Origin of the sequence: Enterovibrio norvegicus DSM 15893 (assembly GCF_900115495.1) — a bacterium.
In the GTDB taxonomy this organism is placed as follows: Bacteria; Pseudomonadota; Gammaproteobacteria; order Enterobacterales; family Vibrionaceae; genus Enterovibrio; species Enterovibrio norvegicus.
This window is the reverse complement of record NZ_FOWR01000014.1, coordinates 53,956-79,906: the sequence shown is the minus strand read 5'-3', so window position 1 is coordinate 79,906 and position 25,951 is coordinate 53,956. Positions and strand designations below refer to the sequence as shown.

Below are 25,951 nucleotides of genomic sequence, written 5' to 3'. Positions count from 1 at the left end.
AAGAATTACCATTAACAATTGAAATAAAGCGAATAAAGTTATGATATTTATAGGGTTTACATTAAGAAAGGCGCACGTTAATTCGATTCAACGTGCTTTTTTATTTGCATACTGAGGGCGCGAAGCAATTGTTGGCGGGAAACAGGTTTCGCAAGCAGTGGCCAATGTGGCTTGAGCATATAGTGCATTTCGAGTTCATGCGCGGGCAGCCCCGACATGAGCACCACTGGCACGTGTGGATATTGTGTTGAAACCTCTTCATACAACCAAACACCAGTGCGGGTGCTACCGAGGTTAATGTCGCTCAGAACCAGATCGATACTGTTTTCATCGCGTGTATCTTGCATTACATTGAGTGCCTCTTCCGCACTGCGAACAGGGCACACATCCAGATCATAATGTGTGAGGATTTCAATGAGTGGCGAAGCGACATCCGCATCATCTTCCACCAATAACACCCGTTTTCCGATGAAGGCTGCCTGATCATTGGCCAACAATACCGCGTCTTTGTCGTGTGCTTTATTCCGCTCATCATCGCCATGTGTTTCTTCATGACTCAAAGGGTGCTCTCGTTCATGAAGAGGCAACAGAATAGCCACTGAGGAACCCTGTTCAGGGCTGGATGAAAGGCATAATTCCCCGCCGGATTGCTGCACAAACCCAAACACCATGCTCAAACCCAAGCCGCTGCCTTGTCCTTTTTCTTTGGTCGTAAAGAAAGGCTCAACGGCGCGATTCAACACCTCGTTATCCATGCCTTTACCTGTGTCTCGCACCTCAATGGCAACGGCCATTTGTTTTGACGCGACCAAGCAGCAATGCCCTGTACTCAAGGTTAACGTGCCTTTTCCTTCCATGGCCGCATTGGCGTTAAGTGCCAGATTCAATAGCGCATTTTCAAGGCCGCCTATGTCTATGTACACCGCCGACGGCGCAGTAGAAAGCTCGATACGAAGCTCTTCACCTGATGACACGGTGTAATCCAATAAATCGAGGATCTCTTCAATCAATTCATCAATCACGACCGCACTTGGGTTCAAAGCTTGTTTGCTGCTAAAGGCCAGCAAGCGTTCCACCATTTGAATGCCTTTTTCCGTCACCGTCAGTGCGCGATTCAAATAACGCCGATTGGTATCATCAAGGCTGGCCGTCATGTCCATGAGCTCTAAATTGCCTTTTTGTGCGGCGAGTAGATTATTAAAATCGTGGGCAATCCCGCCCGTTAATTGACCTAACGTTTCCATTTTCTGCGATTGGACGAGTTGCTGTTCTATCTTGCGGCGTTCTGTTAAGTCTCGATAAAGCGTGACAAAGCCGCCGGACGGAATAGGGCGGCTGCTGAACTCAATGATGGTGCCGTTTTCAAAATGACGTTCAAACACCACGGGCTTGATGTGTCGATTTGCCGCCATGTCGTCGTATTCCGCAACAGATCGGTCGGGCAACCGGTTTTCATGTCCTGTGTTTGCTATCAGTGCTTTAATGTCGTTCAGGTGCATGCCTGGGGTTAACAAGGCGGGGTTGAGCTTCATCAAAATTGGGTATCGTTGATTCCACACCAGCAAGCGATTGTTCCCATCAAACGCGCTCAGGCCATCTTGCATCTGGTTGAAAATGGTTTCGAGCATGATGTTTTGTCTATTGAGATCCGCCGTGACGCGCTGTTTATCCAACGCATTGCGATGAAATGCACGAAAGGCTTTCGCTAATTGCCCAATCTCATCTTGCCGAGGAATATGCGCCGCAGTCATGTTAGTTTCACCCATGGCAAGGCTTAACATTTCATCGGTGACGGCAGATAAATCTTTGGTCATCTTGCTGTTGAATCGGTAAAGGTAATACACCCCGCCAAGAAAGATCACCAAGATAAATACCATTATTCCTGAGGCACTGTTAATGGCTTCACGGCTCTCTTTTTGCTGCTGCTTAACGTCAGCCTGATGCGTTTTCACCAGGTTAAGTACATACGCTGCCATTCGGTCTGATTGGGCGCGAATGGACGACAGTAAAAAGGCATTTTCTGCTTTAAGGGCTTGGATTTGTACCTTGCTGCGGCGCAGTGACGAAAGCACTGGCAGCAGTTGTTGCAACACAACAGAATCCGCACGGTAGGTTTGAGTGAGTTCGTCTTCGATGAACGTTATCCACCCATCAGGGATGGACGACGGATCTTGAGACAAGGCGTCGATGAAGTTCAATTCGGTTTGGGAAGATAAATAGGGATCGAGTGAAAACTGGCTCGCCAGCAAATCTTCGCGAATAAACAGCTCGTTCTCGATATTTGCCAGCAGTTGATAGATCAAGGTTTCGACTTGCGAAACCCGCGACAACAGCTCATCCGAAAACTCTTTCTGATGCAGGCTCAAGGCTTGGCGCTTGAGTTCGTCAATCCGTGTTTCGAGGTGCTTTCGTTCGATCTGCACCAAAATGGGCCGAACAGAATTGGCGGCATACGGCGCAATCGCGGCGATTTGTGCCACGCCCTCTGACAAATTGAGCGCCGTGTTGGTGTCTGTGAGTGTGGTGCTGGAAACGGTATCCAGAATGGTTTGGTTTTTCCACAGCGTCGACATGGACACCGCCGCCATGCCGGTGGTGAGCGCGAGCAAAACAAACAACGCTAACATCAACTGAAATCGGATGCTGGTTGTTTTCATCATGCGAACGCATCCTGATTCACACCAGAGGAACGCAGTACATCGTGCGCAAAGACATAGCCAATGCCACGTTCGGTTTTGATCAGCGAAGGTACGCGAGGGTTGGGTTCAATTTTCCGCCGTAAGCGCAGTATTAACACATCGATAGTTCGGTCTAATGAATCGCAGTTGTATCCATGCGTTTGTACGATCAACTGTTCGCGGGATAACACGCGATGAGGCGCGCTGACCAAGGCTTCAAGCAAAGTAAACTCGCCATGGGTTAACACGGGTTGGTGGCCGTCTTCATGCGTCAATTGCCTGCGCGTTGCATTCAATGTCCAGGATGAAAAACGGTAGACGGTTTCTTCTGTGGTGACTGGCTCTGTCCCCGCAGACAAGGCTCGCGGAGCGAAGCTTCGACGAAGTAGGGCGGTGATGCGTGCCGTAAACTCGCGGAGGTTAAATGGCTTCAACATATAGTCATCAGCCGCGACTTCCAGCCCGACAATTTTATCGGTTTCATCGCCTTTCCCCGTGAGCATCATGATGGGAATGTTGCTGGTTTCCCTCACTTCTCGTGCCAATTGCAGTCCATCTTCATTGTCTAACCTGAGATCAATGACAGCTAAATCAACGGCACCCACTGCCGCCATTTCTTGGCCATTGGCAGCACACACTACATCATGCCCTTGTTGGGACAGCGCATCAGATAAAACGTCCCTGATAGACGCTTCGTCGTCTACGATGACAATCCTTGCCGGTTTCAACTTTACAACTCCTGCGTAGAGTGAACCGACCTTACAGACATCATGTCTTTGCATTTGTCGACCCACTGATTTCTAACAATTGCTTGTTTACCATAGGGCTAATCAAGGGTTGCGTGGTGATTGAGGTTTGAGAATCTGGTGTATTTATTGGAAAAGCAGACGTAAAAAAGCCAGAATGGCGTGTCTGAACGCGCTCATTCTGGCTTCTGTCGTCGATAATTAGGCCTCAAACGCTGACGTTTAATGGCAATAAAAACCGATGCTATTTCTTCATTAAGTCTTTCAAATTGGCGAAAGGATTGTGCGTAGCTGCTACGTGATCATCGTCTCCAGCTTTGATTTCAGAGCCATATTGGTCGTGATCGGTGTACTTTGAATGCTCATGATCGTGACAGAAAAGGCACAACAATTCCCAATTACTGCCGTCTGGCGGGTTGTTGGTATGATCATGATCGATGTGGTGAACCGTCAGTTCACGCAGGTTCGAATACACAAATTCACGCGCACAACGGCCACAAACCCAAGGATAGAGCTTCAACGCTTTTTCACGGTATCCGCTTTCTTGACGCGCGTAACTGGCACTGGTGCCGTAATAATCTGATGACATGCTGGTATCTTGCTTTCCGTTATTGGTATGTGCTCAATATATCAAACAGGCAGAGAGTTACCAGATTTCAAATCAATGTTATGTGAAAACACGCTGCTTAAATCTCGTAAATCCATGAATCTTCGAGCATATCTAGCAGTGTCACTTTGCCGTCTTCTAGGCTGTAGATATTGAACTGATGCAATGGTGGTGAATAGATGTGCAGCGTCACCAAAGGTTTGTCGTCACATTGAAGGTTGGATATTTGGTGAATGTCGTTATCTTTACTCGCCGTAACGCTACCTTCTGCAAATAACGATGATTGTGTCGCGTAGATATGGCCATTTGCAGCCGTATCAAAGGTGGTTTCGGTTGCTTCACCATTTAGCACACGCACGCCACATGACGTATGTTTGTGATCATGAATTTTACTGCGTTGACCATTAAGCCAACTCAGAATCAAAATTTCGCAGCATTCGTTTTTAAACAATCGCTTACGACAGTAAGTATCGGATGTAAAACTCGACAGGGTGCTGATCTGCTCGTCACCGAGTGCGAGATTTTCAAGCACAAACCGAATGCTAGGCAATGACAATGGCTTTTTCGTCTGTGCCAATTGCTCCAGAAGCTCATCAAAGGTGAACTGATAATCTGCATCAAACAACGGCACAAGCGGCAGCGACGAGGGTTTAGTGATATCCATACGCGTTATTATTCCCTTAATGTCTATATGTTATTATTTAGACCATTGTGGAATATAGCGCCATGATTACGTGCCACAAGCGCGAGCAGTTGAAAAGTTTAGGATCTGGATAAAAGGTCACGATTCCACAGGTTGTCATTGTGTTTTAGTCAACAAACCGTAAATGGTATCGCTGTGAAAACCGATAAGGTTTTCGTTCTCACCATCCGGGTATGGCCATCATCCATTCGCGCTCAACAACCTAACGGATAACCTGACAAAGGTTCATGTGAAGTCTGCCATTCGCGCTCAACAACACCAACGACAAACCGCATTGCATTGTCGTGCTTCGTGCAGAATCAAACGCAACAACAAAACGTAAAACAATGTCGTTACCTAAAAGGATTCAAATCCGCGCGCTCTTAAATAATTCCCAGAGTAAGAAGAAGCCCCAGGAAACCACGTTTCATGGCAGGCGTCTTAGTAGAATGGTAATTATCTACTTTATGGTAAATAGATAATTACGTTCAATAGATTGAAGAACAAGAGAAAAGTGTACCAAAAGAAGGTGATTACGAACACGAGGGAAGCAGATTTCATTCTCCTGCGTATCTTATTTAACATAAGATAGATAATGCGCACTTGTGGAGTCTGTCCAATTTTGAAATGTCCTGTTTCCTGCAAAGTAGAAATGTCCTATTTTCACGCTCAACCTGTCACCGTTTACCGTGGCGGCATGCGCCAACAGCCTGCGCCGTGGATACCGATTCGGGATAAGTTGAAGTAATTAAAAAGCCCGCTATTGCGGGCTTTTTTCTCGTTGCGGATGGTTTCCCAGGCACCTAGCGCTAACATGCCGAGCGTGGCAATTGCGCCGCCGAACCGCATCAGGTGTAAACTGCCAACGTGTTTCGTTGTCACCAACCGTCATGTTTCCTGCGATGATCTGCCCCGAGCTATCCAATACCCTCACCCTCTTTCTTCATCGGGTTGCATCAACACCACATTAACTTCAAGCCCCATCACAGTTGCATAATGTGTGTGTGAGTTGTTGTGATTCAATTGAGAGATTCGGCCTCGAAAACGTGGCACTTTGTTAACAGTGAGGTGAAAAAAATGCCCAATATTCGTTACTCTTCAAGGGTATTCGCAGTCTTAGTGAATGCCGATCGGCGCGTAAAGCATTGCGTATTTCTATGTGCCGACCCTCTGATTTCAACGAATAAGGGAATGAACCAGTGAAAACTACCAAATTGTGCATCATCGCATTCACCGTCTCCGCGTCTTTTGGTGCGATGGCAAAAAGCGGCCATGAGACCGTATCTGATAAAGTCATCGCGGAGCAGCGTCAAGAGCTGGCAGAAAACACTGAAGGCGAAGGCTTTGGTCCTCAATCTCCGCGTGACATTGATTCGGCGGCGGGTAACAACACGCTGACGTTTAATGCTGCGCCAAAATACACTGAGATGAACTTGTGTAATATCCACTTCCACAAGAATGCTGAGCACAAAGGCGGTGAATTCACCAAGTATGCGGGCAATGGCGATGGTCATGGTTACCAAAGCGGCTTCAAGTATTCAGGCCAACTGACGGCGGCTGAACTGGCACCGGTGAAAGGCGAAATGTGCCCAAGTAAACATGGCGACGTAAAGCCGGGTGACACCATTGAAGTGCACTACGTACATACCACTGCACAGGTTGAACCAGGCGCGACTTTGGGTTCATGCTTTAACGATGCGAACAAAAACCCACAACTGCGCGTAGAAACCCAAGTTTACGTGGTAGTGAATGATGCCGATGCGCTGGATTTTGAAGAACTGAATGAGCACGAGAAAAAAGACGGTGTGCATCAGGCGATCAACATTCCTAACAACACAGGTAAGCCTATTCAGTATGCAGGTTCAACAACGGGCCCGGGTTACAACGAAGAAGGTTCGCCGTTCCAGGTGACATGGAGTGTGCGTCCTAAAATTGCCAAAGTTAACATCGCGACCGTTGGTGAGTGGTGTGAAGGCAATGATTTTGATGAAGACCACGCGCACGGCGTAAGAAACCTTGTGGTTAACAAAGATCTGCTTTCTGACATCGAGAAGTAATCTTTAACGATTTGGGTGCGCAGCACGTGCTTTAAGCCGTGTCAGTGCGCCCTTTTCTTTGTGGTACACATTACTGCTTTTTGCTCCCTACATATTTACCATAACACCCTTATTTAATGCGCACTTGTCAAAAGTTGTGAAAATTAAAGGCTTATGTATCAATAATTTGTCGCTGTCATGTCGCTTTCTCATTATGACGCAGTAGGTATTGATACATTGAATGATGTTCTATTCGTGCTTTCCCGTTCTAATCCCCTGTTTTCACTGTATCCCTCGTCTTCTTGGTTGCGTTAGCCTGTCAGCGCTCAATCAACCACAATAAAAAGGACGGTGAACAATGTCGCCAATATTAAAACGCGCCCTGTGCGTCAGTTTAGTGCTAACCCCTGCTCTGCTCTCATCTGCTACTGCCATTGCGACCGTGACCCAATTCAAAGGTCAAAATGACTGGGTGATGAATAAAGAAACCAATGATGAACGCTTTAAAGTGCTGCAGAAACAAATGCGTGGCTTTGACATGACCATGTTCGAAACCGGCGCTCGCTTTAACACGTTTTACTTTGCGCTTAAAAACCAGAACTATGACATGGCGACCTACCAATGGAAGAAGATCAAAAAAACCATTGTGAATGGCACTGAGCGTCGCCCTGCGCGCAAAGCGAATGCCGATGCCATGTTTATCGATTCTCAGTGGAAGGTGATGCAGGCTGCCATTGATTCAAAAGACGATGCGAAGATTTGGGAAACATTCGAAACCACAAAAGCGGTGTGTAATGCTTGTCACGTGGCGGAAAAGGTCGGCTTTGTGAAAGTGGTCGACCCGCAATATCCCATGATGCCGGTTCAATAGTGATGCCTGTGCAATCATGATTGCTGAAGCACGTTGCTGGGCGACGTGCTTCACGTATCTATGCAAAGGGGGACGAAAACGTCTTCGCTTACTAAGGTCAAGATCTTGGTGGCTTTTTCAAAGTGGTCGAGCTTGTGCGTTTGTATCCACCATGTCGCAGCTTCCATGAGGCGTTCAGGGTTGTCATTCTTGTTGGCAAAAAAAGCATAGAAGGACACATTCACGCCCTCGCCTTTTTTCTCTATTTTCTGTTGGCACACCTTCAACATTTTCTCGCGAAGCATGGGATGCATTGCGCTTTGCTCCTTATTTCGTGGTTTTATGATGCAAATATCATCACTACTGTATATTTAAACAGTCCTACGTAAAAGTGGCACTTTCGGGAGTTTGACGGTGTTGGCATTTATTCTTCGATCAGGTTGTTTTCATGGCGTTTGGCATTGTGTTGCCCATGCTGAATCGAAGATGATGGCGAAACATGGAAAGCGGAATCAATGTCGTCGGTACACATCGGTACTCACCATAAGGACATCATCATGGCAGGCATTAAAGAACTCGATCAGTTGTTAGCGTCAATGCACCCTGCGCTCATTGACGGCGACTGGGTGTTTTGTACAGTATCGGGCGCCTTGAGTGAGTATATTGCGCTTAACCCTCGTGCGACGTTCCAAGAGGAAGAAGGCATGACCTTGCTCGTGAGCAAATCCGCGGCAGATCAAGCGGGGCTTAACTATGAAGGCGTATATAAGCAAATCACGCTAACCGTGCATTCGAGCCTTGATGCGGTTGGCTTGACGGCGGCTGTGGCGAACAAGCTGGCGGATAATGGCATCAGTGCCAATGTCATTGCTGCGTATTATCACGATCATATTTTCGTTCAGGCCGAAAAAGCAGAACCTGCATTGGCGGCGTTGCAGGAATTTGTGCAAGGCTGATGGGTAAACCTATCTCGTTCATATGATTCGGAGCGTTACATGCAGTCTGTTGGCACCCTCTACTTTTTCTGCGGCAAAATGGGCGCAGGGAAATCAACGTATTCCCTCACGTTAGCCCAAGAAAAGAATGCTGTTTTACTCTCTGAAGACGATTGGCTGTCAGCGCTGTACCCGAATCAGATTAATAGTTTTGACGACTATTTGATCTTCTCTCGCCGCATGAAACCCCTCGTTCATGACCATGTTCAGCGCATCCTGAAAACGGGGACAAGTGTGGTGATGGATTTTCCTGCGAACACGAAAAGTCAACGAAAAGGGTTCTTAGAATTGGCGAATGCTATCTCTGCCTCTCATGAACTTATCTTTTTGGATAGGAATGATGCGCGATGCCTACAGCAAATTGCGCAACGTAGGCAGGCGCAACCAGAACGCCAAGCCTTTGATACAGAAGAGATGTTTTACCATGTCTCCGCGTATTTTGACGTGCCTTCTGACGCGGAAATGTTAAACATTCGCGTCGTGCGTGACTGACACACAAAAACGCCCGACCAACCTGTTTAAAAACATGTGGCTCAATCCTATCCTGTTCGTAGATGTAACACTTCCTCCGTACATCTCCCGCCAATTTCGCCCTTTTGATCCCACTGTGCCAGATGTAATAACCACATGTTACCACCTTGTTAACGTAAGGCCGTTTAATGGCTTCTCAACGTGACGACATTTATTAAACGGATAAGGTATTAACCATGGCTAACATTCTGATGATTACTGGTGACTTTGTTGAAGACTACGAGAACATGGTGCCCTTTCAAGCACTTATTGCTATGGGCCATGAAGTGCATGCAGTCTGCCCAGGGAAAAACGCGGGGGATTTCATCTCAACATCGATTCATGATTTTGAAGGGGATCAAACCTATACCGAAAAGCGTGGGCATAACTTTCAGTTAAACGCAGACTTCAACACAGTTAACGCAGACCAGTTTGACGGCCTATACCTTCCGGGGGGACGCTCTCCTGAGTATTTGCGACTAGATCAACGTGTTACAGCACTCATCCGTGATTTTTTTGCTGCCAACAAGCCTGTCGCTTCTATTTGTCACGGTATTCAACTTTTAACGGCATCTCACGTTGTTGAAGGACGAAAACTCACGGCCTACCCTGCGTGTAAGCCTGAAGTTGAAATGGCTGGCGGAATCTATGTGGATGTGCCGCTTGATCAAGCAATCACAGATGGGCAATTGGTAACAGCACCCGCTTGGCCAGCCCATCCTGCTATGCTCTCGCAGTTTACGCGTTTGCTATAGAAACAAGGAGGTAACTATGTGTCAGTTGTTTATCGGTGCGGATGAATCGTTGTGGGAAAGCCAAACGCGCTCAATAAGAATTGATGGCGTAGTTACCTCTGTTCGGCTCGAGTTATTCTATTGGAATACCCTTGCTGAAATCGCACATAGGGATGCACTTCCACTAAACAAAATGATCACCAGCCTGTATTTTGAATCGTTGGAATCAAATCACGATATCAGCAACTTCACGTCATTTCTGCGGGTGTGCTGTAGCCGCTATTTGTCGTTGATTGCAGACGGCGCATTACTCAGAAATGATGATTCGCTCCAAGCGTTAGATGCAACAACAATTCTAGAAGCAGAAAACCACCGTAGACGAGAACGACTGGCGCGTTACCCTAACGAGTAGCGAGTAATGAGTCGGTTTGCCTGATGCAGCCTGTTTGTTTTTAAGCCGAGTGTTTACTGCACCATGATGGGCTTTCCTTCAGAAAGCACGACAAAGTATTCCCCCTTGATGAACACACCGAGCACCTTGTGGCTGGCGATGTCTTCCCATGCACTGCCTTCTTCCGTGTGGGAGAAAGCGCTAATGAACATGAGCTTTACGTACTGTTCATACGTCAACACTTCACGGCGCACAAACCCACCAAACGGATAGTAAACAAGGCTGCCGTCTTTCAGGAAAGCCGGTAGCAATGGATGTTTGAGGTGCAAATTCTTATCAGAAAGCACCACTGATTTGTAATTGTGCTGGTATCTAATTGCTGGCATACACGTTAATACTGTTTATATATACAGTATATATTAATCCAATTTGAAAATTCGGCAAGGGTGCATTTTAGCCATTGCTAAAACAGTCACCCTAAGACTCATCATTGTTCTGCTAGGTCACGCGATATCTTCACTTTATTGTTTAACAACATAACGTTATACAGAATATTGAGATATAAACTCTTGAAAGAGACTGTGAAGTTGGGCACGAGCCGTGCCCTGCTGGTGACTATTTGTTGTTAAGGATCATGATGATGTCGTCCAGCATGTCTTGTTCGCCTTTCTCGCCCATCGGGTAATTGATATCGACATCTAACTCTTTGGCGAGCTTTCTGTAGAATTTAGGGAGGTGGGAAGCGATGTAATCTGAAGATTCTATCTGCTTGTTGTGGATGAAGTTTTGAATGAGTTTCTCGTAGCCTTGAGCAACGTCTGTGCCTTCTTCGCTGGCTGCAAAGAATTCTTGCTTGTTGTCTTCTAAGAAGCGGATGTAGCGGTTTTCGCTTAGATACTTATCAAGTAACGACTGACGAATACACGCAAGCACAATTTTCACTGCCCTTTTGGGCTTGGTGTTTTGACTATCTCGCAGTGATTCGAGGATCTTCTCTTCGATATAAGGTCTGTACTTGTCGTTTTTGAAGAAATCCTCTTCCACACGACCAAAGAACTTTTCGTATTTCTTCTTTCGAAGCCAGTTCGACAAAATCCATTTCATAGTGTTTGAGATATGTGGCTAATGAACCGGGTCAGGCTAACACCGATTTATTGCTGATCCTCCAATGGACTAAAAAAATTGTGTTATGAGTTATAAAATTTGACTCAATTTGCAGTGTTTGTTCAATGCGATGCATTTTTCGCTGCACTTACCGTCGTTTTCATGACTTTTTAGCGAATACCATACTCTAATATATGCATACTTTTGCGACGTGAATCGAGTTAATACATGGTCTTTTACGTTTTAATCAACGTATCAATGTTTTTGTGACAACTCTTTAATATTCATAAGGAAGCTGAAAGATGACTGCATTCACATTGGGAAGAAAAACCATCATCAACGAAGGCGCTATGGAGTATGACTGGGTTCGCCAGCTAGTGAACGAAGGGACAGAAAAAGACAATGCGATCTGTTCTATTCAAAAATGTTTCGGCGGTGATCAAGAAACGGCACTGATTTTCTATAAAATTGCGGTTGGAGATTGTTCGCCTGGTGTGTTGCTCACTCACCTTAGCATTACAGATTGGCAAGATAACGACGTTTATCAACAACCAAGACGATACGATAACCTGCAGTAACAGGGAGTCATGTCTTTGGCGTTGAAGATGGCATTCTGATTAACGAAGAAAAATGAAGAAGAAGAGAAAACGGAGAAGCGAAAGCGCAAAATGACTCCGTTTCTTCTCCTCCGTACAGTGTTTGTTGGAATGAATTACTGTTTGAATACATCCATGACAAGCGGAACCACTTTAATCCAAACTAGCGCACCAATTGCAGCCCAAACAGCTAGCCAAAAAAGACGGCCAAGCCAAGTATTGCGAGAATGATAGCGCGCTGGATCAGGTTCTCCGCAACCAGGACATGCAAGCGCACGTTTAGAAACTTGTTTTTCACAGGTTGGGCAAGCGACTAATGCCATCAATAAATTCCTTTCACGATTAGGTTTGTAATTTCCACGTATGGTATTACTTACTTGCGAAGTGCTCTAGCCTAATTCCGTTTTTTTCTGCCCCAAGTGAGATACTCGCGTTAATTTCATACCGTTTTCATACTCTTGTCTGAATCTGGAGTAAGAAAAAGGAGCCGTTAAGCTCCTTTCTCAATCTTTACAGTATGTTATTTCATATCATCACGCGGTGTTAGGCACAATCTGAACTTCTACGCGACGGTTCTTAGCGCGATTTGCCGCGGAATCATTCGACACCAATGGCTGCGTTTCACCGTATCCCGTCACATACAAACGGTCTGCATTCACGGCCTGCATTTTCAGGTAGCGTTTCACGCTTTCCGCGCGCTTTTCTGACAGTGTCATGTTGTAAGCCGCATCGCCTGTACTGTCTGTGTGCCCTTCGATGCTCAAGAACGTTTTGTCGTACTTATTCATGACGTTGGCGACAGCATCCAACGACTGATCAAAGCTTGGTGAAATATTACTTTGGTTGCTCGAAAACGTAATGTTTGAAGGCATGACAAGGCGAATGTTGTCTCCTTCACGTACCACTTCAATGCCTGAACCTGCAAGCTCTTCTCGGAATGCGGCTTCTTGTTGGTCCATGTACTGACCCACAGCTGCGCCAGCCAATGCACCAATCGCTGCGCCGATGAAAATACGTTTGTCTTTGTGGTTGCCCGTCGCTTTACCCAAGATGGCACCTGTCGCTGCACCAATTGCAGCACCGCTGCCTGTGTTTGTCGCACATCCACCTAAAATAATTGACGCTGCCACCAATGTGATGACTGGGATCGATTTACGCATAGTGAGAGATCTCCACTGTTATTGTGCATGCTCTATCCCGAGCATGTTTGCGCATTCTGACTGATAATAAGCTTGTTTCGACGGATATTACGAGCTCGAAAAGCTTGAAATGTCAGGCGAAAGTCAATGTGCCATAATTTATTGTACAGCGTTTTATTCAATCACATGGTTGTGATAAGAAACAATCTCTTTTTCATGTTTTTTTTGTTTTTTATTGATAAATCCACCAGCAGGCACTTGAAATGCGGTGCTAACAGCGGCATAAGTATCGCTAATTAGACAAGATGGGCAGTGGTTATCAGTATGCTTATCTCTCCTTTCCCTATTCAGGTTTAGACATGAAACGCCTTAACGTCTCTTTTATCTTCGCGGCGGTGCTTTTTTCTTCGCATTCTCTCGCCGACACCTTTACTGCCACGCAAGAATGTCCTTATGCGCAGCGTATTAAACAGTTATCAGCCAAAGGCTTACCTACGTTAGATGTCGGTACAACGTATCAAACGTTGACTTACAACAACGCAGCCAAAGACTTTGTGCGTATTCGTATCGATGGCAGCGGCGACAAATGGACGAAAACGGATTGTGGCACGGTGAAAGAAAACGGCACTGTCAAAGCGAATGGCGACGGTGCTAAAACGAAATCAAAGAAATACTCGCGCAGTGATAACAAGCATGTGGCAGGACAATTTGATTACTACAAGTTAGCACTGAGCTATTCGCCGGAATTCTGTCTTGTGAAAGGCAAGAACCAGCCACAGTGCTCGCGCGAATGGATTGTTCACGGCTTGTGGCCGCAATACAACAAAGGCTACCCAGGTAACTGCGACGTGCCAGCAAACATGGTGGACAAGATTAACAAGAAGGAGATCTTCGCGTTTATGCCATCAGATTACCTGATTAGCCACGAATGGAAGAAACACGGTACCTGCTCCGGCCTTTCTCGCTCGGAGTACTATGACTTTACAGGCCAACTGTGGAATTCTCTTTCTCTTCCCGATCTGTCTTCAGGAACGTTCTCTCAAGGCGAGATTCGACAAGCGGTTATCGACAAGAACCCTCGTCTGAAAGCAAACATGATCGAATTGGCATGTGATGAAGGTTCTGGCCCAAAAAACACGCTCGATGAAATCCGTATCTGTTTCTCTAAAGAAGGCATCGCTGAAGCCTGTACAGAGATGGAACGCTCATGTGGTAAAAACGTAAAAGTGAGAGAGCTTTAAGCGTCGATTTCTCCGAAACCGAGACAGAAAAACAAGAAACGCCCTCCGAGATTGGAGGGCGTTTTTCGTTTAATTAACCCATCACTCTTTGTGTTACTGCGTAGCCCCCACAGCGAATCCCTCCCAATTCCTGATAGGCACATCTTTAGATTATTTACTTATTATCAGTTAGATAGGTGAGCGATAAATAATTTAAACCGGTTACGATGCATTGTTATATAAGTCACATATAATAAGTTATAGTGCGTTACAGTGTGCATTATCTACTACCTGAAATAGTATAGGAGTACGTAAGGTGATGTATGGAAAGCGATAAAACAAAAAGAGCAGAAAAACTCTGCTCTCATTCATGTCTACAGCATCCTCTGCCGACCAAGTTGGCGCACTTTCTGTGAACTTCTATTCGTGGAAGATACTGTAAGTGGTGTTAATCACCAAAGTCATGCACGTCGAGGTGGAAGATATCGACAGGATCTACCCATTGGACATTGGCACATGCCGTACAAGTACACTCTGTTGAATCTGAATGTGTGCCTGCAGGCGGAGTTGCCTTCGCACGAACGGCGGGATCGTGATGGCCTTGCTCACGCACTTCGTGACCAGTTTCAGCTTTACAGCTATCGCAATACCACATATGTACACTCATCGTTATCTCCTTGGTATAAATTGACCTCTAACGCGCTGAGTGTAATTTCATATCACTTTCGATTTGTGATGCATTTATGAGACGAAAGCGAAATTGTTGTGTTTTTGTAATTATGCCGTGTGTTATGAGCATAAATTTCCCTTATGCCCCCTCTTCTTTCTAACCTTTGACGACATACAGCTAAGATGTTTATTACTTTTAATCAATGAGTTGCGTAGCAGTGAGTGTGAAAGCATGTTTAAACAAAACAACCTATTAGAAAACCTTCCAAACGCCCGAAATGCCGAGGTTTTTGATGAAATAGTTAAACACCCGTTTGTCCGAATTGAGAGAATAGTGTCGCGGGGACAAACAACCCCTGATACAGATTGGTATGACCAAGATGAGCACGAGTGGGTGATGGTTTTGGAAGGACACGCGGAGTTGGCCTTCGAGGATGGTTCGCGGCTAACAATGCGCAAAGGCGATCAGGTAACGCTACCTGCCCATACAAAACACCGTGTTAGCTGGACAGATCCAGACCAAGAAACCGTCTGGTTAGCGGTGTTTTATCGCGATAAAGAATGAATGGTGTCAGCAAAGAGATAGCAGTGAGTCAGTAACACTGTTTGATAGACGCGTTTAGTGCAGTTTTTTCGTACAGGTGCCATTCACTTGAACAGGTGGACAGCACACACTGCCATAAGAACAAAAGACACAGCACCCGCCTTCGGTAACTAACAATACCTCATGGCAGTTTTCGCATTCGTAATGCTGCTGCGACTCCCCGATGGGCATGAGCTCTGTTTTCGTGTGTCCGCAATTGGGACACGTTACGTCCGACTTCAAAATGACTTTCATTGGCTCTCACTGCATCTAGAAAAGTAAATTACTGGTGACTCATTAGAGTCTGTTAATGGTGGAACAGACTTCACGCACTTTCCAATTTGGATTTAAGAACCTCGGCTTTACATCACGACCTGACAATTTACCCTTACGTTTTGATGCGTTTTTATTCCTTGTTCTCACTTATGTACATGGAACAAATTGCGTATCTATCATGCCAACCTTATTTAGGACGGGACAACCAATACAAAAAAGCCTCGCATTTGCGAGGCGTTCAATCAATGGTTCAAACGAGGCGTTAACCCGCTTGAAGGTTGCCGTACAAGGTTTGGTAAAGGCCATCTGCATTCACCAGGTCTTGGTGACTTCCGCATTGCGCCACTTTGCCATCTTCTAGCACGTAAATCAGGTCGGCTTGTTTTACCGCAGACAAACGGTGCGCCACGATCAATGTGGTGCGCCCTTGCAGGAAGTTATTTAGCGCTTCGTGCAGTGCCGCTTCTGTTGCTGTGTCCAGTGCTGATGTGGCTTCATCCAGAATCACCAGTTTAGGATTGGTGAGGATCATGCGAGCAATGGCAAGACGTTGACGCTGACCACCCGACAGCTTCAAGCCTTGACGACCCAGCTGCGATTCCAATCCGCTTTCAAGCTTCTCTACCACTTCGCCCAATTGTGCAATTTCAAGCGATTGCCATAATTGCTCATCGGTAAAGTCGGTTCGGCCGAGCGTGAGGTTTGCACGAAGCGTGTCGTTAAAAATAACCGGTTGCTGCAACACCACGGCAGTATGCTGGCGAAGGGTCTCATAACCCAGCGTATCAACGGATTCACCATCAATCAGAATGTCGCCATCAGATTTACGGTAAAGGCCAAGTAGAAGTTGGATTAGCGTCGATTTACCGCCACCTGATGCACCCACCAAGGCAACGCGCTTCCCTGCTGGCAATGACAGTGACAAGCCATTAAGTACGGTTCTCTCGTCGTCGTAAGCGAACGTGACATCTTTTACTTCAACGCCAAAGGTATCGCACTTCGCCAGAGGGTCTTCGCTTTTGGTGTCGATAACGTGTTCTTCTTCTAGCGCAAGCAGGCCATTCAAGCGTTTCATGGCAGCAGATGCACTGAACCACGCATACTGAATGCCAAGCAGCTCTTGGATCGGGCTCAGCATGAACCACAAGTAACCAAACACAGCAAAGATCTGACCGATACTTAAATCACTGAACAACACCATCAACATGGCTGCACCACGGAACAGCTCAAAGCCAATGAGGAACATGAGGAAGGAAATGCGCCCTGCTGCTTCTGATTGCCACGCGTATTTGTCTGCATCATGACGGATAGCATCAGCATCTTGCTTCAATACATCGAGGTAGGCTTTCTCGCGGTTTGCTGCACGCAGTTGATAAATACCATCAAGGGTTTCCACCAAACGCTGTTGGAAGCGCTCAAAGGATTGGTTCTCTGCTTTCTTGAGGTGCTTAACACGCTGACCCATTTTACGGGAAAGGAAAATCACCAATGGGTTCACCAACAAGATGAACAAACCGAGCATCCAATCCAGCCACAAAAGAATGATCGCGGTACCAAAGACGGTCAGCACACCCACCACAAACCGGCTCAGACTGTTACCAATGAAGTTGTCGAGGGTTTCAATGTCTGTCACAAGGTGCGAGCTCACACCGCCGCTGCCGCGCTGCTCGAACTCTTTCATGCTCACGCGTCCGAGCTTATCGAGAAGCTGCTGACGGATGAAACAGGTGATGTTTTTGGATACCAGCGTGAACTGTCGGCTCTGCCAAATGTTTAATGCCTGGCTCGCCACACGCATGACGATCACCATCAGTAGCACCAACACAATGTAACTGGCTGGCTGTTGGAGAGATTCTGGCAAAAGATGGTTAAATAATTCGATGCCTTTGTCTGGTTGATTCAATAACACTTCATCAACCATCAGCGGCATAAGCAAAGGAATTGGCACACTGATTAAGGTGGCGAATACGGCAATGATGTTAGCGATAATCAGGCGTTTCTTTTGCTTTTTCGCCTGTTGAATAAGCCATCCTGTTGATAGCTCGGTTAAAACACCTTTACTCACTGAGTCTCCAATTTTTCTTATCGTTATAGAGGGGCATTGTCGCTGTTGAATGAAGCCTACTCAGACAGTGTAACGCACCTTGTTGCGGGATTAATAAATACGGCAGGCTTTCTGCCACTTGAAACACGTTTAGCTGAAACCAAAAACACCCCGGCTGAACCGGGGTGTTTATCACTAACACGTTACAGAGGTTTTCTGTTTATCGCGTTAGAAGACGTATTCGGCTTCTATACCCCAATTACGTCCTGGCTGCGTGCGACGATCAAGTCCTTGGTCTATTGCTTCCGAGCCAATCAGGTTGGTGTATTCCCAATACTTCTTGTCGAAGGCATTAAACAGGCCTGCACGAAGCGTTAAGTTTGTCATTGGGCGGTAGAACGCGGTTACGTCTGTGACAGCGTAACCAGGTGCGGTGACGTTATCGTTGCCGTTTGCGTTACTCCAATCAGCGTCTGACTTACCGGCGACCGCTTTTACCGCCACTTTACCGCCATAAGTGCCTTCTACGTCGGCATAACCCAATGCGAAGTAAGCAGAAAGTGGAGACACGGTATCTAACGCTTCGCCGTTTTCTTTGTCTTTACCTTGGGTGTAGGCCACGCTGAAATCTGAGTATAAGCCTGTCGGCGCATCCATCAGTACATCCAACGCCAATTGTGCTTTGAACTCAGCACCGTAGATTTCCGCTTTGCTGATGTTCTGCTTAGACCACAACTCTTTACCTTCACCATTGTCGTCGGCCAACTTAGTGCCTTCGATAAAGTTTTTGTAATCGTTGTAGTACACGGCAAAATCAAAGCGGCCATAGTCTTGTGTAATACGCAGGCCTGTTTCGTAGCCAACACTCTCTTCAGGCTTCAAATCTGGGTTAGCTTCGTAAACAGCGCCGTAAGCCGCGTCTGTTTCATAGAAGTAGTACAAGTCTTGCAGCGTTGGCGCTTTAAAGCCTTGGCTGACGTTGGCATAAGAGCTAAGGCTCTGATTCCAATGGTATACCGCACCTAATTTCGCCGTTACAGCGTCACTGTCTGATTTGGCATAATCCGATGTACCTTTTGGTTCTGCAGAAAAATTATCGTAACGAAGGCCGGCATTAAGCACCAAGCGCTCTTCTAAGAAGAAAGCCTGATCTTGAATGAAGATGCCCCACTTTACAGACTCCGCATTGGGCACATCACCGTCTTTGTTTTGAAACGTGCCCGCTTTGTGTCCTTCCAAGTACATGTCACGGTAATCAAGGTTGAACTCATTCGTAATGTAGTTAAACCCGTAGCTGATTTCGTGGTAGCTGGTATCTAGCTCAAACGCCTTATCGAACTGTGCATCAAGCTGAACGCTCTTGTCTTCACCCTTACGCATGCGATTACGGTAGCCGTGCGCTGGTGTTTCGTCGTATGTGTTGTGCAGGCTTTCGCTTTCTAGCCCTGTTAGGTGCCATTTCAAGCGATCAAACGCAATCAGGTTGGCTTGCCAATCGTGCTCGAACGTCAAACGTTTGCGGCGATCTTCATCGCTGGCACTGTTACGGGTATACACAAAGCCCGGCATGATTTCATAGCCTTCATTCGACAGAATCAAGCCATCTGCTTCGCGATTGAAGATTTCGCCGGTAATGCCGATGCGGTGATCTTCATTCAGTTGGTAGAACGCCTTCGCAAGCAAGTTATCAGAATTGATGTCGAATGGGTCAGCTTGCCCGCGATCGCGGTTTTCAATGTCTGCGCCACTTCCATGCGTCGCGGTTTCATGTCCATCACGGTGTGTGAAAATCAGTAAGGTTTCCAAATCACCCGTGCGGTTAGCAATCGTTGCGGTTGCTTTGTAGCTTTCATCAACGCTGTAGTAGCCCGTTTTCACTGCGACGTAGGTATCGTCGCCTGCGTCAGTCAGCAGATCTTCAGGGTTTTTGGTGCGAATAATCACGGCACCCGCTAAGGCATCACTCCCGTAAAGGCTTGATGATGGGCCTTTGTTGATTTCAATGCGCTGAAGCGTGTCGGTTTCTACGTTGTTGTTATATTTGCGCATGACATCTGCGCCTGGGTCGAAAGAGGTAGGCTGTTCGACGCCATCAACCATGGTTTTTACGTAGTTCTCGCTCAAGCCACGAATATTAAAGCCTGAGTTACCAAAGCGACCTGTACCCGGCATAGAAACGCCCGGCTCATTGGCAATGGCTTGTTCTAGATCTTGCGCGAGGTCTTCTTCGATGTTTTTGCTATCAACAACATCAACGGACGCCGCAACATCACTGATGTTTTGTTCACTACGGGTTGCTGAAACAACCACTTCATCAAACGTGTACACTTCCTGTGCGGCAGCACTTCCCGCGCAGAAAAGACTGACGAGAAGTGCCAGCTTGTTTTTCTTAATTGTCATAACCTTCACTCTTTCTTTAGGCAATAAAAGGCCGCTCACGCTGAATTCAGCACGAAAAAATTATTATTTTTATAATGAAAGGCTCTGAAGGACCCAGAGCCCTAGTTGAAAGCGTTACATGCCTTCTTTCATTTTCTGAACGTGACCTTCATTCAGGTGCACGATAGAAAGCAGGTCTTCGCCTGTTACGTCGAAGGCTTGACCGAAGCCTTTCACATAACGACCCATCACTGGGTTTAAGCGGTATAGGCGGAAATCACCTAGTTGGCTAAGGTTGTCGATCATCTCGCCAAGGCGTGTTTGCATCACGTCGATGCCCTGCTGCCAAAGCGCAGATTCACGCTCGATAAGCTCTGCATTGGTGTCGAACGACAAACGGCGGCGCGCAAAGATAGAGCGTGCTTCGTTTTCGTCTTCGATCATCATGATCGATACGGCTTTGCTGTGTTTCAGGTTTTGACCATGGGTAGCAAGGTCACTCACAAGGATGTAGTAACCCTGTTCTGAAAACGCGAACGGTGCATAACTGGTATGCGGTTTGCCATCTTTATCAACAGTACCCAATTGCAACGTCTTACGTGCATCGCGGAATTCTTGGATTTCTGGACCTAGACGGTTTTGTAGACGTTCTGCCTTATCAATCATTTTGCCAACTCCTGTTTCATGGCATTAAACAGTTCAATTTGTTCTGGGAATAGCTGACGTTTTTTGTCGCGACCCAGGTAAATCTTGAATACACAATGACCTGTGCTGTCGAAGAAACCAATGTAATGGCTTTCAGTGCCACGGAATGGTTTGCTGACGAATACGATGTCAGACACAAGCTCAAGACGCAGATGGCCGTGCAGTTGGCCTTCGCGGCCCATCAGGTTGTAGTAACCGTGAGCCAGTTTGCCTTTCGGGAATGCCGCTTTAAATTCAAATACTGAACCACCGGAATGCACGATGGTGGTCACTTTGCCCCACGTTGGCATCACTTCAAGAATGCTTTGTGCCAATGCGCCATCAGCGCGCGCGATCATTTCTTCTGGCAGTGCCAGCGTGATTTCGCCTTCCGTCAATTTCAGACTGTCTACCATGTTCGAAACAGGGGTATGAACATCTTGCTCAAGGTATTCAGCAACGCGCTGTTTGGTTTCAGAGGTGACGATAATCGCTTGTTGCATTGTGTTACTACTCCTATGCAGCGACGTGAGCCGCTTTACTTTCTAATTCTTTTTGGTCTTCTGACGTTGTTTTCTTTGCGTCGCTAGGCATCGAGGACGTGCCCGGCATGCCCATTTTTGGCATCGCCATACCGCCCATGATTTTGGGTGCCATCGCGTCAGAGGCTTTTGGTGCACTGCCTTGAATCACTTCAATCAGGTTTTGTGCAAGCGTGACAGCCCAGAATTGTCCCGCCAGTGTTAGCTTCACGTAGCCACGATGTGCGAACTCGGCATCGCTTCTTTCAAGGTAGACCAAGCCATTTTGTTCCCATGCTTCAAACAGTGGGATCAGTGCGCTAAAGGTGCCTTTGCCGGCAACCTTATCAAGCTTGTGCTCCGCCACGACACCTGCATCAAAGGCAGATTTCACTTCAGCAGCAACCGCTTTGTTCGCGGGTGCCATGGTCATCATAGTGACAGGGTAACGGTTCTCGTTAATCGCCGTGATGTAGGTCTCCATATCACGGGTTTGCATCATCTGGTACCCGTTCACATTGCCGCCAGCCCCTGCGCCTAACGGCATGATTTCAGCAGTGGTTTTAGCCAATGAGTTATAGATACTGCGTTCGCGGTTGTCTGATGCCCAATGGTTCACGCTCAAACGTTTTTGATGGTGTTTCGCCATGAAATTCACGCCCATTTCAAACATGGTCGCTTTCATTTGGGTATCAGCAGGATGCGGCAGTTTGCCTTGCTCGACCATTTTGGCCATTGGCAAACCTTGCATCTCAATCAATTGGTACAAGTCAACGCCGTGTGCGCCTGTCTCCAGGTAATCTTCAAGATCTTGCTGCCACACGTCTAACGTTTGGTAAGGCAATCCGTAAAGAAGATCGAGAACAATCGGTGCGGCATTGTAAGACACTAATTGTTGGATTTTTTCGATGACGACTTCGCGATCATCAAGGCGCTTCGCGCTACGACGAACTTTAGTGTTGAAGCTTTGAACACCGAATGAGAAACGGTTTACACCCGCTTCCAGTGCCGCTTCAAACTTATCCTTGCCAAAGCGGTTAATGCGCCCTTCTAGGGTGATTTCGCAATCTGGCGTCAATGGGAACAGTCGACGAATGTCCGAAACAATGGTGTGAATCTGTGCAGCCGAAATGTCAGTCGGTGTGCCACCGCCGATATAAATCGCTTGGAATGGTGCGCCTTGTGTCCACGCTTGGGCAGCTTTCCATTCGATCTCTTTACGAAGCGCATCCACATAGCTGTCGATCAGGTTTTTGCTCGACGCGTATTGGAAGAAATTGCAGTAAGTGCAGCGCACGCGACAAAAAGGAATATGAATATACAGGCAGCGTGGTGCGAAGCGATTCGCAGGTACCAGTGAATGTGCAGCTTCAAGAGACGACTGAATATCATCCCCTTTTACTGCGTGCATCATGCCACCAGCATGCGGGCTTTTTTTACGTTGGAAGGCAAAACGGAGTGGGTCTGGTGTGCGTTGGCCAACCAGTTCAACGTTGCTTAAATCAAACATCATCGCCGAAAACGACCTTATACAGATAACAGCGCCACACTTCGGGCTGTCTTCAATTCTTTTCCATCTTATGCATATCAAATTATAATGCAACTGATAATTGATATCATTTTCATTTCGTGCATAATGCACATAGTTTCAGTCGTTTTCACGAAGCAGGAGAAAAGTGTGAACGCTCGACGGTACGTTGTTTGTGGTGTCGTTTCAGTTGCATTACACAGTTTGGCGCTTTCCGCTCAAACACCGCCACCACCCCAATTTTCGATGAATGATGCCGACACGGGCACACGTGTCGTAATACAACTTGTTGCTGCACCCCAGCCGGAGCCTGAACCCTCACCTGAAAAAATCGAACCCAAAGTCATCGAAACACCACCTGTTGAACAGCCTGTGGTGAAAGAGCCTGTTGTCGAGAAAAAACCGGCGCTCAAGAAACCCGTTGTGAAGAAAACAGACGTTAAGAAGCCCATGGTTAAACAGCCAGCGGTTAAGAAAGCGCCCGAGGTGAAAAAGCCGATTGATAAAAAGATCGCGCCAAAACCTAAGCCTGTCGAAAAGAAGCCTGTTGAGAAAAAAAACCTCGAAGAGAAACCGAAAGAGGAAAAGCAGGTAGAGAAAAAAACCAACGTCAACAAGGCTAACGCGCAGGTAAACCAAGCAAAGAACAGTGCCCCTGTATTGGTAAAACGCCCTACTTTCAAGGTTCGTCCTAGCCAACCGAAATACCCGCGCATTGCGAAACGCAAAGGGATGGAAGGCAATGTGTTGATTGAAGTCTGGCTTGATGAAGACGGTAACCAAACCAAACAGAATATTTTGCAAAGTTCTGGCTTCAATGAATTAGACGACGCCGCGTTGAAGGCGGTGAAGAAATGGCACTTTAACGGTTACAAAAATGACGGTGTGGCCTTAGCACACCGAGTAAGAATTCCTGTTCGTTTTAATCTGGATTAATCATGTTGGATCTACAATTTTTCTCCTCCATTCACGCACAACTTGGCATCATGACTTGGCCGCTGACACTGTTGTCAGCATTGATGCTTATGCTCATTTTCGAGCGTTCAATCTTTGCCGCGCTAAATACGAAAACGCGCAGTAAAAGCCTTCAGCAAGAGATCTATACCCTTTCTCTGACTGACGACGCGCAGTTAGAACAATACGTTAAAGCGCACCATCAAGATAAAGCCACCTTGTCTCAAGGTCTTTGTATGTTGATTAGCCACCGTCAATTCACCAAGTCATTGCGTGAAGAAGCGGTGAGCATTTGGCTGCAGAAGAAGCGCCGACAATTTACCTCTGGCCTAAAGCTTTTGAATGTTATTGGCGTGCTTAGCCCGCTAATCGGTTTGCTGGGTACCGTGATTGGCCTGATCGAAATGTTTAAAGGGTTGTCGGTCACGCAAGGCGCAATTTCTCCATCGGAACTTGCTGACGGTTTGGGTTTGGCCATGTCGACCACGGCTGCTGGCCTGTTAATTGCCCTTCCTGCTATTGCGGCGTCTCAGCTGTTTAGCCTGTGGGCAGATCGCACCTTGGCAAAAATCGAATATGTGCTGAACCATTTCAACTTGCACCTTGCGGGCGTGTCTGTGGATGAGAAAGGCATTTGCTGCACCAAGGTGTGCCCATCGAACTGTGAGAATCAGCAAGACGGTGCCTCTAACGGCGTAAAAATGTCGGAAGCGAACGCATCATGATCCGTTCTCAACCTCAACAAGAAGCCAGTTCCTTTACACCGGATTTGACGCCGCTGTTGGACATCATCTTCATCGTGATGGTTTTCCTGCTGCTGACCGCGAACATTCAAATCAAAACCATGGAAGTGGCGATACCACAAACGTCGGATGCTGCGGTGCTTGAATCGCCCAATCAGGACGTGATTGCGATTACCGTTCTCAATGGATCGCCGTCTTGGGCATTACAAGGTGATGCGATTCCTGAATGGGATCTGTTTGCCCATGCCCTTCTGGAGATGATCAAAGCCAATCCAAATAAGCCGGTTGTGATTGCAGCCGACAAACAAGCGAGCGTCGAAAGCATGTTGAAGGTTCTCGCCTTTATGCAGAACAACAACATCAACGCCACCAATATCGTGATGGAAGAACAATGAAAAAATCTCACAAAACGTCAATGAAAGCGGCCTCTTTTCTTCTTGCCGCTGTGCTTTCTCCTTTTTCAATGGCAAACGATAACAGCGCGTCTCGCGTAAATGACGTTCGTATCGTCAGTGCAGGTTCAACAGTGACCGAATTGTTGTTCGCGCTGGGTGCAGATAAAAACGTGGTTGCCGTGGATTTAACCAGCCGCCATTACCTCGATGGCCGTGACATTCCTGTGATGGGATATCACCGTCAACTTGCCCCTGAAAGTCTATTGGCATTGAGCCCGTCACACTTGATCGGTTCTGCTGAAATGGGCCCAGATTCGACCTTGTCTCTGCTTCAAGCGGCAGATGTGAAAGTAGAAGCGTTACCAACAGGCAACACGCTGCAAGATTTCAATACCCGTGTTGATGCCCTCTCTTCTTTAACGCACACACAAGAGAAAGGCGAAGAGATTAAAACCGATGTCGCAACGCACATTCTGCAACTGAAGAAGAATGCGCCAGCGAAGAAACCAAGCGTGATGTTCATGATGCTGTCTGACGGTCGTCCTCTGACCGTTGCGGGTGATGAAACCACCGTCAATACCGTGATTGAACTGGCAGGCGGTGTAAACCCTGCTGCTGCGTCAACCACCAGCTATAAGCAGCTTTCCAGTGAAGCCATTGTGCAGATGCAGCCAGAATTCATTTTGATTTCTCAGCGTACGCTCGATCAAGTGGGCGGCATTGACGGCGTCTTGAAGCAACAGCCTTTGCTTGCTGCAACGCCTGCTGCGCAGAACAATCGAATCATTGCGATCAATGGCTATTCGATCTTGGGGGGCTTTGGTTTGGCGAGCCTTGAACTGGCTACCTCACTGAATGGCCGCATCGTCGCTGCTAAGTAATTTGGA

The 25,951-nt window shown here is 46.9% G+C and carries 29 protein-coding genes; 13 read left to right on the top strand and 16 right to left on the bottom strand.

What is annotated here, in order from left to right; all coding sequences use genetic code 11:
- Nucleotides 1–77: 77 nt before the first annotated feature.
- The 4 genes from BM082_RS10845 to BM082_RS10830 all read right to left on the bottom strand — a co-directional run bounded on the left by BM082_RS10845 (nucleotide 78) and on the right by BM082_RS10830 (nucleotide 4,695).
- A complete protein-coding gene (locus BM082_RS10845) occupies nucleotides 78–2,660 on the bottom strand; it encodes a PAS-domain containing protein (RefSeq protein ID WP_074926928.1) in 2,583 nt (860 codons plus the stop codon).
- Nucleotides 2,657–3,406, bottom strand: a complete 750-nt coding sequence (locus BM082_RS10840; RefSeq protein ID WP_074926926.1) for a winged helix-turn-helix domain-containing protein — start codon at nucleotides 3,404–3,406, stop codon at nucleotides 2,657–2,659. The genes BM082_RS10845 and BM082_RS10840 overlap by 4 nt, the downstream gene beginning before the upstream one ends.
- Before the next feature lie 262 nt (nucleotides 3,407–3,668).
- Nucleotides 3,669–4,013, bottom strand: coding sequence for a YajD family HNH nuclease (locus BM082_RS10835; protein ID WP_017011059.1), 345 nt, complete (start codon nucleotides 4,011–4,013; stop codon nucleotides 3,669–3,671).
- Nucleotides 4,014–4,110: 97 nt separating this feature from the next.
- Nucleotides 4,111–4,695 carry a cysteine dioxygenase gene (locus BM082_RS10830; protein WP_017015566.1) on the bottom strand — a complete coding sequence of 195 codons (585 nt, stop codon included), beginning with the start codon at nucleotides 4,693–4,695 and terminating at the stop codon, nucleotides 4,111–4,113.
- A gap of 1,274 nt (nucleotides 4,696–5,969) precedes the next feature.
- Here BM082_RS10830 and BM082_RS10820 point away from each other — a divergent pair.
- Both BM082_RS10820 and BM082_RS10815 read left to right on the top strand, forming a co-directional pair.
- Entirely contained in the window at nucleotides 5,970–6,770 is an 801-nt protein-coding gene (locus BM082_RS10820; RefSeq protein WP_422111081.1) for a delta-class carbonic anhydrase, read from the top strand.
- A gap of 337 nt (nucleotides 6,771–7,107) precedes the next feature.
- A complete protein-coding gene (locus BM082_RS10815; RefSeq protein WP_017008927.1) occupies nucleotides 7,108–7,620 on the top strand; it encodes a hypothetical protein in 513 nt (170 codons plus the stop codon).
- 50 nt (nucleotides 7,621–7,670) lie between these two features.
- On the opposite strand, the gene BM082_RS10810 is transcribed toward BM082_RS10815, so the two are convergent.
- The gene (locus tag BM082_RS10810; RefSeq protein WP_017016480.1) at nucleotides 7,671–7,913 is read right to left on the bottom strand and encodes a DUF6500 family protein; all 243 of its coding nucleotides are present in this window, start codon (nucleotides 7,911–7,913) and stop codon (nucleotides 7,671–7,673) included.
- Nucleotides 7,914–8,156: 243 nt separating this feature from the next.
- Here BM082_RS10810 and BM082_RS10805 point away from each other — a divergent pair, with 243 nt between their 5' ends.
- From BM082_RS10805 to BM082_RS10790, 4 genes are all read left to right on the top strand, one after another.
- Complete coding sequence (locus BM082_RS10805) at nucleotides 8,157–8,555, top strand: ACT domain-containing protein (protein WP_017016478.1); 399 nt, start codon at nucleotides 8,157–8,159, stop codon at nucleotides 8,553–8,555.
- A 39-nt stretch (nucleotides 8,556–8,594) separates the two neighbouring features.
- A complete protein-coding gene (locus BM082_RS10800) occupies nucleotides 8,595–9,086 on the top strand; it encodes a P-loop nucleotide/nucleoside kinase family protein (protein WP_017016477.1) in 492 nt (163 codons plus the stop codon).
- A gap of 215 nt (nucleotides 9,087–9,301) precedes the next feature.
- Complete coding sequence (locus BM082_RS10795; protein WP_017008932.1) at nucleotides 9,302–9,859, top strand: DJ-1/PfpI family protein; 558 nt, start codon at nucleotides 9,302–9,304, stop codon at nucleotides 9,857–9,859.
- A gap of 16 nt (nucleotides 9,860–9,875) precedes the next feature.
- Nucleotides 9,876–10,250, top strand: coding sequence for a ribbon-helix-helix domain-containing protein (locus tag BM082_RS10790; RefSeq protein WP_017008933.1), 375 nt, complete (start codon nucleotides 9,876–9,878; stop codon nucleotides 10,248–10,250).
- A gap of 53 nt (nucleotides 10,251–10,303) precedes the next feature.
- On the opposite strand, the gene BM082_RS10785 is transcribed toward BM082_RS10790, so the two are convergent.
- On the bottom strand, nucleotides 10,304–10,615 hold the full coding sequence (locus BM082_RS10785; RefSeq protein WP_017008934.1) for a hypothetical protein: 312 nt from the start codon (nucleotides 10,613–10,615) through the stop codon (nucleotides 10,304–10,306).
- A 229-nt stretch (nucleotides 10,616–10,844) separates the two neighbouring features.
- Nucleotides 10,845–11,321: a hypothetical protein gene (locus BM082_RS10780; protein ID WP_017016476.1), complete on the bottom strand. Its 477-nt coding sequence runs from the start codon at nucleotides 11,319–11,321 to the stop codon at nucleotides 10,845–10,847.
- Nucleotides 11,322–11,635: 314 nt separating this feature from the next.
- Here BM082_RS10780 and BM082_RS10775 point away from each other — a divergent pair, with 314 nt between their 5' ends.
- Nucleotides 11,636–11,911, top strand: a complete 276-nt coding sequence (locus tag BM082_RS10775) for a hypothetical protein (RefSeq protein WP_017008936.1) — start codon at nucleotides 11,636–11,638, stop codon at nucleotides 11,909–11,911.
- Nucleotides 11,912–12,045: 134 nt separating this feature from the next.
- Here BM082_RS10775 and BM082_RS10770 read toward each other — a convergent pair whose 3' ends face one another.
- Nucleotides 12,046–12,252 carry a hypothetical protein gene (locus BM082_RS10770; RefSeq protein WP_017008937.1) on the bottom strand — a complete coding sequence of 69 codons (207 nt, stop codon included), beginning with the start codon at nucleotides 12,250–12,252 and terminating at the stop codon, nucleotides 12,046–12,048.
- 210 nt (nucleotides 12,253–12,462) lie between these two features.
- Complete coding sequence (locus BM082_RS10765; protein WP_017015576.1) at nucleotides 12,463–13,089, bottom strand: YiaD family glycine zipper/OmpA-like lipoprotein; 627 nt, start codon at nucleotides 13,087–13,089, stop codon at nucleotides 12,463–12,465.
- 338 nt (nucleotides 13,090–13,427) lie between these two features.
- Between BM082_RS10765 and BM082_RS10760 the strand changes: the two genes are divergently transcribed.
- A complete protein-coding gene (locus BM082_RS10760) occupies nucleotides 13,428–14,309 on the top strand; it encodes a ribonuclease T2 family protein (protein WP_017016475.1) in 882 nt (293 codons plus the stop codon).
- 427 nt (nucleotides 14,310–14,736) lie between these two features.
- Here the strand turns inward: BM082_RS10760 and BM082_RS10755 are convergent, their stop codons facing one another.
- Nucleotides 14,737–14,955, bottom strand: a complete 219-nt coding sequence (locus BM082_RS10755) for a hypothetical protein (RefSeq protein WP_017008940.1) — start codon at nucleotides 14,953–14,955, stop codon at nucleotides 14,737–14,739.
- A 234-nt stretch (nucleotides 14,956–15,189) separates the two neighbouring features.
- Here BM082_RS10755 and BM082_RS10750 point away from each other — a divergent pair, with 234 nt between their 5' ends.
- Complete coding sequence (locus tag BM082_RS10750) at nucleotides 15,190–15,522, top strand: cupin domain-containing protein (protein ID WP_017008941.1); 333 nt, start codon at nucleotides 15,190–15,192, stop codon at nucleotides 15,520–15,522.
- Between the two features lie 54 nt (nucleotides 15,523–15,576).
- Here the strand turns inward: BM082_RS10750 and BM082_RS25430 are convergent, their stop codons facing one another.
- From BM082_RS25430 to hutW, 6 genes are all read right to left on the bottom strand, one after another.
- Nucleotides 15,577–15,795: a GDCCVxC domain-containing (seleno)protein gene (locus tag BM082_RS25430; RefSeq protein WP_074926922.1), complete on the bottom strand. Its 219-nt coding sequence runs from the start codon at nucleotides 15,793–15,795 to the stop codon at nucleotides 15,577–15,579.
- Between the two features lie 283 nt (nucleotides 15,796–16,078).
- Nucleotides 16,079–17,881 (bottom strand): ABC transporter ATP-binding protein, encoded by a 1,803-nt coding sequence (locus tag BM082_RS10740; protein ID WP_074926920.1) that lies wholly within the window; start codon nucleotides 17,879–17,881, stop codon nucleotides 16,079–16,081.
- A 207-nt stretch (nucleotides 17,882–18,088) separates the two neighbouring features.
- Nucleotides 18,089–20,260 (bottom strand): TonB-dependent hemoglobin/transferrin/lactoferrin family receptor, encoded by a 2,172-nt coding sequence (locus BM082_RS10735; protein ID WP_074926918.1) that lies wholly within the window; start codon nucleotides 20,258–20,260, stop codon nucleotides 18,089–18,091.
- Between the two features lie 114 nt (nucleotides 20,261–20,374).
- On the bottom strand, nucleotides 20,375–20,905 hold the full coding sequence (gene hutZ, locus BM082_RS10730; protein ID WP_017015582.1) for a heme utilization protein HutZ: 531 nt from the start codon (nucleotides 20,903–20,905) through the stop codon (nucleotides 20,375–20,377).
- Nucleotides 20,902–21,426, bottom strand: coding sequence for a heme utilization cystosolic carrier protein HutX (gene hutX, locus BM082_RS10725; protein WP_017016471.1), 525 nt, complete (start codon nucleotides 21,424–21,426; stop codon nucleotides 20,902–20,904). Before hutX ends, hutZ begins: the two co-directional genes overlap by 4 nt.
- A gap of 13 nt (nucleotides 21,427–21,439) precedes the next feature.
- Nucleotides 21,440–22,957 (bottom strand): heme anaerobic degradation radical SAM methyltransferase ChuW/HutW, encoded by a 1,518-nt coding sequence (gene hutW / locus BM082_RS10720; RefSeq protein WP_074926916.1) that lies wholly within the window; start codon nucleotides 22,955–22,957, stop codon nucleotides 21,440–21,442.
- Between the two features lie 165 nt (nucleotides 22,958–23,122).
- Between hutW and BM082_RS10715 the strand changes: the two genes are divergently transcribed.
- From BM082_RS10715 to BM082_RS10700, 4 genes are read left to right on the top strand one after another with little or no spacing between them, the layout of a single operon-like run.
- Nucleotides 23,123–23,908 (top strand): energy transducer TonB, encoded by a 786-nt coding sequence (locus BM082_RS10715; protein WP_074926914.1) that lies wholly within the window; start codon nucleotides 23,123–23,125, stop codon nucleotides 23,906–23,908.
- Nucleotides 23,909–23,910: 2 nt separating this feature from the next.
- Complete coding sequence (locus BM082_RS10710; RefSeq protein ID WP_017008948.1) at nucleotides 23,911–24,651, top strand: MotA/TolQ/ExbB proton channel family protein; 741 nt, start codon at nucleotides 23,911–23,913, stop codon at nucleotides 24,649–24,651.
- Nucleotides 24,648–25,064: an ExbD/TolR family protein gene (locus tag BM082_RS10705; protein ID WP_074926912.1), complete on the top strand. Its 417-nt coding sequence runs from the start codon at nucleotides 24,648–24,650 to the stop codon at nucleotides 25,062–25,064. The genes BM082_RS10710 and BM082_RS10705 overlap by 4 nt, the downstream gene beginning before the upstream one ends.
- On the top strand, nucleotides 25,061–25,945 hold the full coding sequence (locus BM082_RS10700; protein WP_074926910.1) for a heme/hemin ABC transporter substrate-binding protein: 885 nt from the start codon (nucleotides 25,061–25,063) through the stop codon (nucleotides 25,943–25,945). The genes BM082_RS10705 and BM082_RS10700 overlap by 4 nt, the downstream gene beginning before the upstream one ends.
- Nucleotides 25,946–25,951: the final 6 nt, after the last annotated feature.

Coding starts and splice junctions, on each gene's coding strand:
- BM082_RS10805 (WP_017016478.1), top strand. CDS start 8,157: ATGGCAGGCATTAAAGAACTCGATCAGTTGTTAGCGTCAATGCACCCT.
- BM082_RS10795 (WP_017008932.1), top strand. CDS start 9,302: ATGGCTAACATTCTGATGATTACTGGTGACTTTGTTGAAGACTACGAG.
- BM082_RS10790 (WP_017008933.1), top strand. CDS start 9,876: ATGTGTCAGTTGTTTATCGGTGCGGATGAATCGTTGTGGGAAAGCCAA.
- BM082_RS10830 (WP_017015566.1), bottom strand. CDS start 4,695: ATGGATATCACTAAACCCTCGTCGCTGCCGCTTGTGCCGTTGTTTGAT.
- BM082_RS10735 (WP_074926918.1), bottom strand. CDS start 20,260: ATGACAATTAAGAAAAACAAGCTGGCACTTCTCGTCAGTCTTTTCTGC.
- BM082_RS10820 (WP_422111081.1), top strand. CDS start 5,970: ATGGCAAAAAGCGGCCATGAGACCGTATCTGATAAAGTCATCGCGGAG.
- BM082_RS25430 (WP_074926922.1), bottom strand. CDS start 15,795: ATGAAAGTCATTTTGAAGTCGGACGTAACGTGTCCCAATTGCGGACAC.
- BM082_RS10845 (WP_074926928.1), bottom strand. CDS start 2,660: ATGATGAAAACAACCAGCATCCGATTTCAGTTGATGTTAGCGTTGTTT.
- BM082_RS10785 (WP_017008934.1), bottom strand. CDS start 10,615: ATGCCAGCAATTAGATACCAGCACAATTACAAATCAGTGGTGCTTTCT.
- hutW (WP_074926916.1), bottom strand. CDS start 22,957: ATGATGTTTGATTTAAGCAACGTTGAACTGGTTGGCCAACGCACACCA.
- BM082_RS10800 (WP_017016477.1), top strand. CDS start 8,595: ATGCAGTCTGTTGGCACCCTCTACTTTTTCTGCGGCAAAATGGGCGCA.
- BM082_RS10765 (WP_017015576.1), bottom strand. CDS start 13,089: ATGCGTAAATCGATCCCAGTCATCACATTGGTGGCAGCGTCAATTATT.
- BM082_RS10815 (WP_017008927.1), top strand. CDS start 7,108: ATGTCGCCAATATTAAAACGCGCCCTGTGCGTCAGTTTAGTGCTAACC.
- hutZ (WP_017015582.1), bottom strand. CDS start 20,905: ATGATTGATAAGGCAGAACGTCTACAAAACCGTCTAGGTCCAGAAATC.
- BM082_RS10770 (WP_017008937.1), bottom strand. CDS start 12,252: ATGGCATTAGTCGCTTGCCCAACCTGTGAAAAACAAGTTTCTAAACGT.
- BM082_RS10700 (WP_074926910.1), top strand. CDS start 25,061: ATGAAAAAATCTCACAAAACGTCAATGAAAGCGGCCTCTTTTCTTCTT.
- BM082_RS10835 (WP_017011059.1), bottom strand. CDS start 4,013: ATGTCATCAGATTATTACGGCACCAGTGCCAGTTACGCGCGTCAAGAA.
- BM082_RS10760 (WP_017016475.1), top strand. CDS start 13,428: ATGAAACGCCTTAACGTCTCTTTTATCTTCGCGGCGGTGCTTTTTTCT.
- BM082_RS10710 (WP_017008948.1), top strand. CDS start 23,911: ATGTTGGATCTACAATTTTTCTCCTCCATTCACGCACAACTTGGCATC.
- hutX (WP_017016471.1), bottom strand. CDS start 21,426: ATGCAACAAGCGATTATCGTCACCTCTGAAACCAAACAGCGCGTTGCT.
- BM082_RS10775 (WP_017008936.1), top strand. CDS start 11,636: ATGACTGCATTCACATTGGGAAGAAAAACCATCATCAACGAAGGCGCT.
- BM082_RS10750 (WP_017008941.1), top strand. CDS start 15,190: ATGTTTAAACAAAACAACCTATTAGAAAACCTTCCAAACGCCCGAAAT.
- BM082_RS10705 (WP_074926912.1), top strand. CDS start 24,648: ATGATCCGTTCTCAACCTCAACAAGAAGCCAGTTCCTTTACACCGGAT.
- BM082_RS10755 (WP_017008940.1), bottom strand. CDS start 14,955: ATGAGTGTACATATGTGGTATTGCGATAGCTGTAAAGCTGAAACTGGT.
- BM082_RS10810 (WP_017016480.1), bottom strand. CDS start 7,913: ATGCATCCCATGCTTCGCGAGAAAATGTTGAAGGTGTGCCAACAGAAA.